The following is an 11,603-nucleotide window of genomic DNA, read 5'->3' as shown; positions in this document are numbered from 1 at the left end:
TTATAATTATACATAATCTTATGACCAGTGTTTTCGTTCAAGCGGGAGGACAATCCCAACGTATGGGTACCAATAAAGCATTGGTGCCTTTTCTGGGTGAACTCCTTATCCAGCGGGTGATTCGTCGTGTCCGTCCATTGGCTCGCGAGATCGTTGTTGTTACCAATGACCCACAGCCCTACCTGGAATTAGGTTACCCGATTGTCGCCGATCGCATTCCGGGGCTAGGGGCATTAGGGGGGCTTTATACCGCTTTGAGTTATGCGCGCTACCCTTATGTCATTGTGATCGCATGTGACATGCCGTTTGTCAATTCGAGTTTATTATTGGAAGCCCAAAATCGCCTGGTTCAGGGAGGGTGGGATGCTGTTCTTCCCCGGTCTGGTGAGGGCTTGGAACCCTTTCATGCGGTTTATCGCCGCGATACCTGTTTACCGGCTGTAGAGCGAGCTTTGAAAAGAGGGGAACGGCGCATGATTTCCTGGTTGCCAGAAGTGCGCTGGCAGGTTATCCCCTGGGAAGAAGTTAAGGTCATTGACCCTCGAGGCCTGGCTTTCATGAATGTGAATACGCCCGAGGAACTAGCAAATGCTGAAGACTTGGCACGTACTATTTACTTAGAATGAGGTATATTTAGGGCGGGTGATATGACTGGATTGTTTTGCGGCCAGCCATGTAAGCGTTCAGGGTGAGCGTAAACATTAAACTGATTGCGCCGGGCATAGCCGATTAATGTAATTCCATATTGTTCGGCCAGGCGAACCGAGAGCGCAGTTGGAGAGGTGCGAGAGACCAAAGCGTGCGCACCCAGGCGAGCCGCCTTTTGCAACATCTCGGATGAGATACGCCCAGTAGTAAAGAGGATGCGGCGCGGTGGGAAAACTTTTTGTAAGAGCATCGAACCGGCGATTTTATCCAGTGTATTATGGCGGCCAATATCTTCGACTTGAATCAATAGGCGTTCGCCGTCGCCTAAAGCACTGCTGTGCACTCCGCGTGCGGCTTGATACAAATCCTGTGCTTGATATAGTTGACTTAACCCGTTGAGGATTTCTTCTGGAGTAAAAATTACTTCGGAATTGTAACCCTGTAACGGAGAGGGATGGAATTCCGATTCCTGGCTGGTGATGCCACCACTACATCCGGAGGTCTTCCGCCAGTGCGAGGGTTTTGGCACAGACCGATTGAGCCACACATCCACATTGCAACCATTCTCACATACTTGAACTATTGCGACCTCCTCCGCTGATTGGATGATACCTTCATTGTAAAGAAACCCGAGTGCAAGGGCTTCTAGATGCGTGGGGGTGCACATAAGTGTGATCCACCTCTCGCCGTTGACGCTAAGGTCTACCGGTGTTTCGGTGATGATCTCACCCTGGAGTTGAACCCAGTGCTGATTCTCAAAGTGCCAGTAGGATAACAAGTGTGTCCCTGTTTCCATAGATCTACCTATACTCGGAGTTACCACTAAATAACCTTTTAGCCTAATTTTACCTTAACCACTCGGAATTACAACCGGTGAGCATGGATTGCCCATCGGCCGGTCACTTCTTCTTGTGATGGGCTCAAAAATGCAGAGCAGATTATAAGAGCAATCCCCTAGGGCGGTATTGCAATGCCTCGGCGACATGGTGGGGCTGGATTTGGTCACAGCTTGCTAGATCGGCAATGGTTCGGGCTACCTTGATGATGCGGTGATAGGCGCGCGCCGACAATTGATAGCGAGAAACTGCGGTGCGCAGCAGGGTGGCGGCAGTTTCCTCGAGTCTGCAATGTTCCCGCACTTCCACCGGCCGCATTTCGGCATTACACGTGACCCCGTTAGTGCCAAAGCGTTGGCGCTGGCGTTCGCGGGCTACCTCGACCCGCTTACGTACAGCCACTGAGGACTCACCCAAGCGGCGGTCGGCCATTTTCTCATAGTCCACTCGTGGCACCTCGATAAAGAGATCAATGCGGTCAAGTAATGGTCCCGAGACGCGTTTTTGGTACTTGGTTACCGTGCTGGGTGAGCAGGTGCACGCTTTTTGAGGGTCACCAAAGTTGCCGCAAGGACAGGGGTTCATCGCGGCAACTAACTGAAAGTTGGCCGGAAATGTTAGGGATCCATTGGCGCGGCTGATAGTGACAATTTTGTCCTCGAGTGGCTGGCGCAACACTTCAAGCACGCGAGGGCTGAATTCGGGAAGTTCATCTAGAAAGAGCACGCCACGGTGAGCTAGAGAAATTTCACCTGGATGAGGCCAGTGTCCGCCGCCTACCAGGCCGGCATGGGAAATGGTGTGATGAGGAGCACGGAAAGGGCGAGACCGAACGAGAGGGCTGTCTGCAGGGAGTTGGTCGGCCACGGAGTAGATGCGGGTGATATCGAGGGCTTCCTCGAGGGTCAACGTTGGTAAGATGGCTGGCATGGCGCGCGCTAGCAAGGTCTTACCGGCGCCGGGCGGGCCGATCATGAGCACATTATGTCCTCCGGCGGCGGCAATTTCCAAGGCGCGCTTGGCATGCTCTTGACCCTTGATCTCTTGAAAGTCGGTTTGCACCAAGGTATTGGGTTCCCAATTCAGTTGAACGGGTGGGTGTGGGCATAAAGGCTGATTCCCCAACAAGTGCCCCACCAGTTCCCCCAAGGTAGCCACGGCATAAACCTCGAGGTCAGGCAATAAGGCGGCTTCTGCGGCATCGGTGTGCGGGGCGAAGAGGCGTTGAAAACCCTGCTGGCGGGCTGTGGCGGCCATGGGTAATACCCCGCGCACATGCCGGACATTACCATCCAGGGAAAGTTCACCTACCACCAAGGCCCCGTCGAGCGCTTCGAGAGGTATCTGCTCGCTGGCCATAAGTACCCCCAACGCAATGGGTAAATCATAAGCCGGACCCTCTTTGCGCACTGAGGCGGGTGCCAGGTTCACGGTCACGCGTTTACGAGGATAAGTGAGGCCGCTGTTTTTAATCGCGGCCTGAACCCGCTCACGGCTTTCCTGGACGGCGGTGTCGGGTAATCCCACAATCACCATACCCGGCAGACCGGGCGAGGCATCCACCTCAACCTCGACAATCACGCCGTCTAAACCAATCACAGCACATGAGAAGACGCGGGCTAGCATGAGGTTAGTTTAGGTTTAGAGTTCGGTTTTGTCAACTGACGGCGTGCAGGAAGTTTTTCGTGATTCAATCAGCGCGAAAGATGTGGGTGATAATATTGGACCCGCTCCCACCAATATTCTGAGTCATGCCGATTTTAGCCCCTTCTACCTGGGTGGCACCGGCCTCTCCCCGCAGTTGTTGCACAACCTCAACGATCTGATAAACGCCGGTTGCACCAACCGGATGCCCACGAGCCTTGAGCCCGCCCCGGGTGCAGATGGGAATGCGTCCACCAATTTGGATCTCGCCTTCCAAAGCCAACCGCGGGCCCTGACCGCGTTCGGCAAAGCCACAAGCCTCTAACGAAAGGGCGGACATAATGGTAAAGGCATCGTGGAGTTCAAAGACATCAATATCCTCTGGACTTACTCCCGCTTGAGCATAAGCCTGACGGGCGGAACGTTCGGCAGCACACAGCCAAAGCGCATCCCTTCGGCTGGCTACGGCAATGGTATCCGTTGCGGCGGCTGAAGCAATCACGCGCACGCGGGGCTTGGGGGGGTAGCGATGAAGATGTTCAACTGGCACCAAAACCACGGCGGCGGCACCATCTCCCATCGGTGAAGCATCCATCAGGTTAATGGGTGGGGTAATCATCGGTGCTTTTTCGTAGTCTTGCTGAGTTAGCAGGGAATGAAAACGTGCGTAAGGATTATGTAACGCATTCTGATGCGAGTTGATTGAGAAAGGTGCAAAATGCTCATGACGCCAGCCATATTCGTGCATGTAGCGGTGCATGATTAAGGCATTAAGGGCGACAAAAGACACCCCATAAGCCGATTCCCAATCCGCATCGGCCGCAGTGGCTAACTCGGCTGTGATCTCGTCTCCTGGCGAATCGGACATTTTTTCCACCCCCACTACCAAAACAACATCCAGAATCCCAGATGCTACTGCCATCAGGGCAGCCCTGAAAGCGGCTGACCCGGAGGAACAAGCCGTTTCGATGTGCATGGCATCGGCATAACGCAAACCCGCCCAATCCGCAATATAAGCCCCTAGCTGCTGTTGTTGATTCGCCGAGCCAGCCATCATATTACCGACGAATACCCCATCCACACGGGTGATGCCTGCATCCTGCAAAGCGGCCAGGGCGGCTTCGCCAGCCAGTTCACGCAGTGATTTTTCCCAATGCTCCTCGATGGAAGTTTGCCCTATGCCCAAAACAGCGACTTCGCGCATGAAATACCCTCACAATGTAGTGTTGATTGAGATTATAGTCGGGAGAACTGTCATTTTCTATCAACTTGCAGGTGGTGTATAAACCTGTGGGGTAGGTATAATTGGGAGCATGCATTTTGCTTCGTCCTGGCGGCCAAATAGATCCTGGGTATATGACATCCTTGTTGTCACGGGTGTCCTGAGCTTCATTCTGGTGAGTTGTCAGAGCGGTCGCGTTCCCCATTCTGCTCGGGAGACCGATCCTCCTCTTGCGCTTTCGGCGTCTCTCACATTGACCCCGACAACATTCGGGAAAACGTTCGAAATACCGGATTCCTACGCTACTCAAGAAGCTAAAGATGAAGCAATAGCGCTTAGCGCCAAGGGTCTGCCTGCGCTACTGGTAAGGGCATTGCGTCAAGCGGGTTACCTTATAGAAGATGGTGGAGTAGGGACTGTTGTTGAGCCAATACCTTGGGATAGCAAAGCCCAGGATGATGATCAAATCGTTGCCAGGTGGTTGTTCCTGTTGGTTGTGCCGTTTCCCACAACCGTAGATGAGGTGGCTTGGAGTGATGTCTATGCGGCCTGGCGGGGCGAACGTCCCTGGAAGGACCCTACCAACGCTTGGGGTGGACAACCCTTGTTGATGAGCCCTTCAACATTGGAGATACTGCGGAAGGTGTGGGGAACACCAGCTACCGAGTTCGTTCGGGTTGAACCTGAAGAGAGAATACAGGAAGTGGCCTGGGCACAACATGCTTGGGCTATTATCCCTTTTGAGGATCTCAATCCACGCTGGAAGGTGCTCAAAATTGACGGATGGACCGGCCTTGAATCTGATGCTAAAGCATCCCCTCTATGGATATCGTTTGGCGTGAAAACTCCTGTGAATACGTCCCAGGTAGTAGTGACCAACTATCGGCCTGAACACCTGGTTTCGGTGATCCTGAGCGGCACAACGGCACTGGTGCGTTATGCCGCATTACGGATGGAGGAGAAAGGTACGGACTACCCTGGTCTAGTGCTTGCGCCGCTCTTGCGTTCGGCAGATGTTCTTCATATTAGCAATGAAGTTTCGTTCGATCCCAATTGTCCTCCCGCTAAACCCTTGCGGCGGGAAGCGCGCTTTTGTAGCGATCCCCGTTACTTGAGCCTGCTTGAGTTTATCGGCGCTGATGTGATTGAATTAACCGGAAATCACTTATTGGATTGGGGTGAAGAGCCTTTTCTTTATACCTTAAACCTCTATCAACGGGCGAATCTGCCTTATTATGGGGGTGGGGCTAATCGCGAAGAAGCCCAAGGTGTGCTGAAGATGACCGTAAAGGGCACGCATTTAGCCTTTCTTGGATGTAATGCGGTTGGGCCTGAAGCAGTTTGGGCGACGCAGGACAAAGCCGGTGCGGCGCCATGTGATATGGAGGGCTTGATCGGGCGGGTTAAAACATTACGTAGCGAGGGCTATCTGCCAATTGTGACCTTTCAACATTTGGAGGTGGATGATTTCAAACCTGCCAGTCAGGCGCGTTATGATTTCCGGGCTGCGGCTCAGGCGGGAGCGGTTGTGGTGAGCGGTAGCCAGGCACACTTCCCACAAGGGTTTTCGTTTGAGAATGAGGCATATATCCATTATGGCTTGGGTAACCTGTTTTTCGACCAGATGTTTTACTGGAATCGGCGTGCCTTTCTAGATCGGCATTTATTTTACGAGGGGCGTTATCTGGGTGTGGATTTGGTTACCATTATTCTGGAAGATTATGCCCAACCGCGCTTGATGACTTCAACCGAGCGGGAAGAACTGTTACAGGCGGCCTTTTCTGCGAGTGATTGGTGAAGATTCTCAATGAGGTAAGACACCATGCGGCACCTTACTTATCTATTTTTGTTGGCTGTAGTGATCCTTTCCGGATGTAACGGCACACCTCAGCCGCTACAACCTCAGAGCATCCTCTCCCCTTCTGAAGCAACGCTTACGCCCTTTCAGCCCTTGAGTACGGCAACAACAAAGCCAATCCCGACTACGCAGTTACCATTGCGACTCTGGCTACCTGCCTACCTACCCGAGGGGTTGCGTCGCCAAATTGCTGCGATTCCAGTGGAAATGGCCAACTCAGAGACCAACGCTAATATCACCATGGCTTTGGGAAAACCCGAGGAGGGCACACCTTGGGTTTATGCGCTGGTGGCTTCATTTTCGACCATAAGGGATGATATCTCTTTGCAAGACCTTCTGCGTGCTTGGCGAGATGAAGCCAATCCGTTGGAAGGTCCTATTTACGTTTCCTCATCTACGCTTGAGATAATGCAGAACATATTGGGACCCGCTGGTCAAAACGTACGGGTTGAGAACGAGGCCGTGTTGCTTGAAAGAACTTGGGCGGATCGTCCGGCATTTGCGATTATTCCCTTTGAAGCGTTGGAGCCGCGCTGGAAGGTTATTCGGGTTGAGGAACAATCACCCATAGATAAACACTTTGATCCTCAAGCCTACCCTCTCACGGCATGGTTCACGTGGCAAGGGGAGGTATCACGCATTGCGGAGATGGAAAATCGGTTAAAAACCGCCGGGGTGACCCTGTATTCTAATCGCGATCCAGAGAAACTGACAGTTATGGTCATGACCGGTGTTACCGCACTGGTGCGGGCCACGGCAGCCAAGATGGAAGAAAAAGGGGTAACTTATCCGGCACGGGATGTGGGGGATCTTCTCCGAAATGCCGATCTAACGCATATCAGCAATGAAGTCTCATTTAGTCCTAAGTGTCCGCCACCTAATCCCAATCAGACCTCGCTTATCTTTTGCAGTGATCCCAAATACATCGAGTTATTGGACTATGTAGGAACGGACATCCTCGAATTGACCGGGAATCATGGTGTTGATTGGGGGCGGGATGCGCTGCTCTATTCCCTTGATCTTTACCGTCGGCGGGGCTGGGCGTTCTATGCCGCGGGTGAAAATGAGGCCCAAGCTAAAGCAGCGGTCACCGTGGAACACAATAGCAATCGCTTCGCTTTCATCGGTTGTAATCCAGCTGGCCCGGCATTTATCTGGGCCACGGCAGATTTGCCCGGCGTTGCTAACTGCGACTACCCCTGGATGGAAGCGGAGATCCGCCGCTTGAAGGAAGCTGGTTATTTGGTTATCGCGACTTTCCAGTATTTCGAATCCTATCGTCCGGATGTAATGCCCTATGAACAACAAGACTTCCGAAGATTGGCGGACGCTGGTGCCGTGATCGTCAGCGGGAGTCAAGCTCATCACCCAATGGCGATGGAATTCTACAACGGAAGTTTTATCCATTATGGGTTAGGAAACCTCTTCTTTGACCAGATGCATGTATATGTCAATGATCGCCTGATTGAAGGCACACGAAAGGGGTTTATTGATCAACATGTGTTTTATAATGGTCACCATATTAGTACGGTATTGATCACGACCATGCTGGAGGACTACGCGCGTCCTCGCCTGATGACCTCAGAGGAACGGGCAGCGTTCTTGAGTCAGATGTTTTCTGTTTCGGGTTGGTAATTTTCGTGATCGGAGGAAATCATGCGCAAGATTCACGATATCTCATTAACCATTGGGCCTAACCTCCCAACCTGGCCCAGCGATCCTAGTGTCCGTATTGAACGTGTCAGTAAAATCGAAGAAGGCGCCAATGCCAACGTTTCCAAGGTCGAGATGGGGTTGCATACCGGCACTCATTTGGATGCACCCTATCATTTTCTCCCGAATGGTGCCCGCCTAGAGAGCCTTGCGCTGGAAGTCCTTATAGGACCGGCACAGGTGATTGAAGTCCCTGAGCATTTCACGGAGATCACCGCCGATGTGTTCCAGCACTTGCCCTTAGCACCTGGTGTGCAGCGTGTCCTGTTTAAGACCCGTAATTCGCGCTATTGGGCTGAGGGTGAGAAAACATTTCGGCCGGACTTTGTGGGTATTACGCAGGATGGGGCAGAATATTTAGTTGAGCAGGGGGTGCGTTTGGTGGGGATTGACTATCTTTCGGTAGCACCCTACAAACGCTCTCGCCCTACCCACGAAGTATTACTGCGAGCAGGCGTCGTAATTATTGAGGGATTGGATTTATCTCAGGTGAGATCAGGCCTTTATCATCTGATCTGCCTTCCAATCAAGTTTCAGGGCGTGGAAGGTGGTCCGGCGCGGGCTATTCTGATTGAAGAGTCGGCTGATCATTAAAGGCGGCTGATCAATTCTATATTCAGGGCTTGTAAACTATCGGTGCGCTCCGAGCGAGCCAGTTCAAATTCAAAGATGTAATTGCGGGTAGGGAGTTGCCCGGAGCGCACCCCTTCAGGTAAATTCGAATCGTGGAAAAAGACCGAGCCATAGGGTGAATTGGGATGGCGAGTGTCGGTCAGCCAAAGGTTGGGTGCGATAGTTTTGAGGTAGCGCATGAATCCATAACCCTGGTCGCTGTGCCAGTAACACCAACCGCGGACACGAGAGCCAATTTCTCCCCAAGGGGGCAAATCATTACGAGGTGAAGTAACTGGGATCAAGTTGGGTATAAGGTAACCCGAAATGAAAAAGTCGGCCTCGTGGCGTAATTTGCTAGAGACATTATCCAATGCCACGACTTCGACCCGACAGCCTTTATCCTGCAGTGCGCGCACGACCTGCACGAAATCACCGTCACCGGAGACCAGGAGCACGCGGTCAAGATTTACCGACTGGAGCAGGGCATCAACTGCTAACTCAAGGTCTGCATTGGCTTTACCATAACGCACACCATTTTCATCCACAAACCAACTGATTTCTTTGACAATGACTTTATAACCCAAGTCGCGCAAGGCCGAATGAAAGTTTTGGGTGCCTTTGCGATAGGATTCATCGCGTTCGGCGCGTTCGCGATCATAACTGACATAGGCGTTCAAACGCACTAATTCTGCCTCATCGCGGCAGGCAAATTCACGCAGGACATCATATTGCATGCGTTGACCCCCATTGAGATAAATATTGGATACATCTACATACACACCGACTTTTGCAAATGACATAAAATGCCCCGTGATCTGGGATTTGTTTTCCTTATCGCTGATAATTTTAACCTTGAACTTCTATATGGCTACCAGATGAAGCAACCCAAAGGGGCTAAATTAAGAATCAGGTGGGGTAAAATCAAAGCATATGCGCTGGATTAAAGTGTTTGCCATAGCACTTCTAATTGCACCGAGCGTAATGTTGTTCTCCGTCGGTTGTCAAGTATCAAGCATATGGGGAGGAGAAGCGGTTCCATCTCCTTTTCTCCCATTCTCACCAACGAATGCTACACCAATCGCACCTGGCGAAAGTGTTCAACCGCTTACTACATCCCCCTCAGCCACGGTGATTTTTCTCCCATTGGAAGAAACTGTCCGACCGTCTTTATCCCCTTTGCCCTGCGAATTGGCTGCGGCGGGCAATCCTCTTGATGTCGCGATCCCGGACGATACACCGATTGAGCCTGGTCAACGTTTTATTAAGACCTGGCGTTTGGTCAATCGCGGAGCATGCGTGTGGGATGGTACGTATAGTGTGATATGGATCTCAGGGGATAACCTAGCACCTTTTACAGCGTATCCTCTTCCAACGCGCGTTTTACCTGGAGAAACGGTGGATATCAGCATCGAAATGATGGCGCCACCCTGGCAAGGGCGATACACCAGTTATTGGATGCTGCGATCTCCCTCCGGAAAACTATTCGGTTTAGGGCCTTCCGGCAGCGCTCCGTTCTGGGTGCGGATTCAGGTGCCAGCGCTTGATACTGCGACCCTTCTACCCGCGCCTACGCTTTCACCCACCCCTATTGCGCTAGAAGGACAGATAACGCTAACAGTATCACAAGGGATACATCTTTCCGATCTTGCGCTTCATCAGGATCCTTCTGAGGTAGATTTTTGGGTGGAACGCTCGGCGGGGGGAATGGTTCTGAGTCCTCAGCATGAGGCTCGGTGGGGTGTTTTGCCTTCTGCCGAAACACCAACGATTGTCCGTTGTTTGGAATTAACGCGAGAGACGGCGCCAATACCATTGCAAGGAGAATTGTTCTTTCCCTCTCTTTGTGTGCGTTCCACAGACGGTGCGGTGGCATTCTTTGAGGTTGTGCGTGTAGATGAGGAACAGGGACTGGTAGATATCCATTACATTCGTTGGCTAACACCCTAAAAGATTCCTTACAATATTCTCTTCACGGAGTCCTGACATGAACTTAGACGACCTAACGACATTCAACCAACTCGACCGCTCTAATATGTATGAGGAAATTGACCGTCTTCCGGATCAACTGGCGCATGCATGGAAGCAGGGAATGCAGTTTCCACTAAATATCAAGCCCCCGATTCGTCAAGCGGTTATCGCTGGAATGGGGGGCTCGGCTATCGGCGCCGATCTCTTTATCGCGTTTAGCGAACCTTTTCTAAGGATACCTGTATTGGCCTGCCGTGAGTATCAATTGCCGGCTTGGGCAAATGGTCCCGAAACGCTGGTTGTTGGCTCGTCACACTCAGGCAACACCGAAGAAACGCTGGCGGCGGTGAAGCAAGCTGGCGAACGCGGTTGCCAGGTTGTGGTCATCACCACCGGTGGAGAACTGGCCACGCTCGGACAAGGGGCCGGCTGGGATGTGTGGCAATTTGAGCATACTGGGCAACCCCGGGCTGCCGTTGGCTTCTCGTTTGGTTTTCTGCTGGCTTTATTCTATCGTTTAGGACTGATTCCAGATCCCAAAAATGAGATTGATCAGGCGCTTCAGGCTATGCGGGAGCAACAGCGCTGGTTGGGTAAAGGGATACCGGTCGTTCAAAATCCCGCCAAGCGACTGGCCGGCCAACTGATGGGACGCTGGGTGGTGGTTATAGGATCGGACGTGGCGGCACCGGTGGCACGGCGTTGGAAAGGACAAATCAATGAACTGGCAAAAGCGTGGGCGCAGTTTGATGTGTTACCGGAGGCAGATCACAACACCCTGGCCGGGGTTGAGAATCCCGAAGCACTTCTCGAAAAAATGATGGTGCTCTTTCTGCGCACGCCCTCCGATCACCCCCGTAACCGCTTACGCAGTGAATTAACCTTGCAGGCCTTTCTCACTGCCGGTATCAATGTGGATTTTGTTCAGGGCAAAGGTGAAGGGCGCATGGCGTATCAATGGACGCTGTTGCATTTTGGCGATTACCTGGCTTATTACCTTGCGATGGCGTATGGGGTGGATCCTACACCGGTACAAGCCATTGAAGGTCTTAAAACAGCGATGAAACAATAAGCAAAAACCGAGAGCGCGGGAGACCTA

General features: G+C 52.2%; 10 protein-coding genes. 6 read left to right on the top strand and 4 right to left on the bottom strand.

Translation table 11 applies throughout. The annotated features are described in order from the left end of the window. Positions 1-20: 20 nt before the first annotated feature. Positions 21-626, top strand: a complete 606-nt coding sequence (gene mobA, locus AC01YT_RS01150) for a molybdenum cofactor guanylyltransferase (protein WP_476672495.1) — start codon at positions 21-23, stop codon at positions 624-626. On the opposite strand, the gene fdhD is transcribed toward mobA, so the two are convergent. From fdhD to AC01YT_RS01135, 3 genes are all read right to left on the bottom strand, one after another. Then, the gene (gene fdhD, locus AC01YT_RS01145; protein ID WP_476672317.1) at positions 614-1,444 is read right to left on the bottom strand and encodes a formate dehydrogenase accessory sulfurtransferase FdhD; all 831 of its coding nucleotides are present in this window, start codon (positions 1,442-1,444) and stop codon (positions 614-616) included. The genes mobA and fdhD overlap by 13 nt on opposite strands. Before the next feature lie 142 nt (positions 1,445-1,586). Next, complete coding sequence (locus AC01YT_RS01140) at positions 1,587-3,110, bottom strand: YifB family Mg chelatase-like AAA ATPase (protein WP_476672316.1); 1,524 nt, start codon at positions 3,108-3,110, stop codon at positions 1,587-1,589. 64 nt (positions 3,111-3,174) lie between these two features. Next, the gene (locus AC01YT_RS01135) at positions 3,175-4,332 is read right to left on the bottom strand and encodes a thiolase domain-containing protein (protein ID WP_476672315.1); all 1,158 of its coding nucleotides are present in this window, start codon (positions 4,330-4,332) and stop codon (positions 3,175-3,177) included. Between the two features lie 271 nt (positions 4,333-4,603). Between AC01YT_RS01135 and AC01YT_RS01130 the strand changes: the two genes are divergently transcribed. The 3 genes from AC01YT_RS01130 to AC01YT_RS01120 are packed head-to-tail and all read left to right on the top strand — an operon-like array spanning position 4,604 to position 8,515. Then, positions 4,604-6,148, top strand: coding sequence for a CapA family protein (locus tag AC01YT_RS01130; protein WP_476672314.1), 1,545 nt, complete (start codon positions 4,604-4,606; stop codon positions 6,146-6,148). Positions 6,149-6,172: 24 nt separating this feature from the next. Then, the gene (locus AC01YT_RS01125; RefSeq protein WP_476672312.1) at positions 6,173-7,843 is read left to right on the top strand and encodes a CapA family protein; all 1,671 of its coding nucleotides are present in this window, start codon (positions 6,173-6,175) and stop codon (positions 7,841-7,843) included. Between the two features lie 21 nt (positions 7,844-7,864). Then, positions 7,865-8,515, top strand: a complete 651-nt coding sequence (locus tag AC01YT_RS01120; protein ID WP_476672311.1) for a cyclase family protein — start codon at positions 7,865-7,867, stop codon at positions 8,513-8,515. Here the strand turns inward: AC01YT_RS01120 and AC01YT_RS01115 are convergent. Then, positions 8,512-9,336, bottom strand: coding sequence for a LabA-like NYN domain-containing protein (locus AC01YT_RS01115; protein WP_476672309.1), 825 nt, complete (start codon positions 9,334-9,336; stop codon positions 8,512-8,514). The two genes, AC01YT_RS01120 and AC01YT_RS01115, sit on opposite strands and share 4 nt — an antisense overlap. A gap of 130 nt (positions 9,337-9,466) precedes the next feature. Here AC01YT_RS01115 and AC01YT_RS01110 point away from each other — a divergent pair, with 130 nt between their 5' ends. After that, positions 9,467-10,483, top strand: a complete 1,017-nt coding sequence (locus AC01YT_RS01110) for an NBR1-Ig-like domain-containing protein (protein ID WP_476672308.1) — start codon at positions 9,467-9,469, stop codon at positions 10,481-10,483. 37 nt (positions 10,484-10,520) lie between these two features. Next, complete coding sequence (locus AC01YT_RS01105) at positions 10,521-11,576, top strand: bifunctional phosphoglucose/phosphomannose isomerase (RefSeq protein ID WP_476672306.1); 1,056 nt, start codon at positions 10,521-10,523, stop codon at positions 11,574-11,576. The last annotated feature ends 27 nt before the right edge of the window (positions 11,577-11,603 follow it).

Source organism: Thermanaerothrix sp. (assembly GCF_056331585.1).
Note: the sequence above shows the minus strand (reverse complement) of the source record. Positions and strands in the feature narration are given on the sequence as shown.

Coding starts and splice junctions, on each gene's coding strand:
- AC01YT_RS01140 (WP_476672316.1), bottom strand. CDS start 3,110: ATGCTAGCCCGCGTCTTCTCATGTGCTGTGATTGGTTTAGACGGCGTG.
- fdhD (WP_476672317.1), bottom strand. CDS start 1,444: ATGGAAACAGGGACACACTTGTTATCCTACTGGCACTTTGAGAATCAG.
- AC01YT_RS01125 (WP_476672312.1), top strand. CDS start 6,173: ATGCGGCACCTTACTTATCTATTTTTGTTGGCTGTAGTGATCCTTTCC.
- AC01YT_RS01115 (WP_476672309.1), bottom strand. CDS start 9,336: ATGTCATTTGCAAAAGTCGGTGTGTATGTAGATGTATCCAATATTTAT.
- AC01YT_RS01110 (WP_476672308.1), top strand. CDS start 9,467: ATGCGCTGGATTAAAGTGTTTGCCATAGCACTTCTAATTGCACCGAGC.
- AC01YT_RS01135 (WP_476672315.1), bottom strand. CDS start 4,332: ATGCGCGAAGTCGCTGTTTTGGGCATAGGGCAAACTTCCATCGAGGAG.
- AC01YT_RS01105 (WP_476672306.1), top strand. CDS start 10,521: ATGAACTTAGACGACCTAACGACATTCAACCAACTCGACCGCTCTAAT.
- mobA (WP_476672495.1), top strand. CDS start 21: ATGACCAGTGTTTTCGTTCAAGCGGGAGGACAATCCCAACGTATGGGT.
- AC01YT_RS01120 (WP_476672311.1), top strand. CDS start 7,865: ATGCGCAAGATTCACGATATCTCATTAACCATTGGGCCTAACCTCCCA.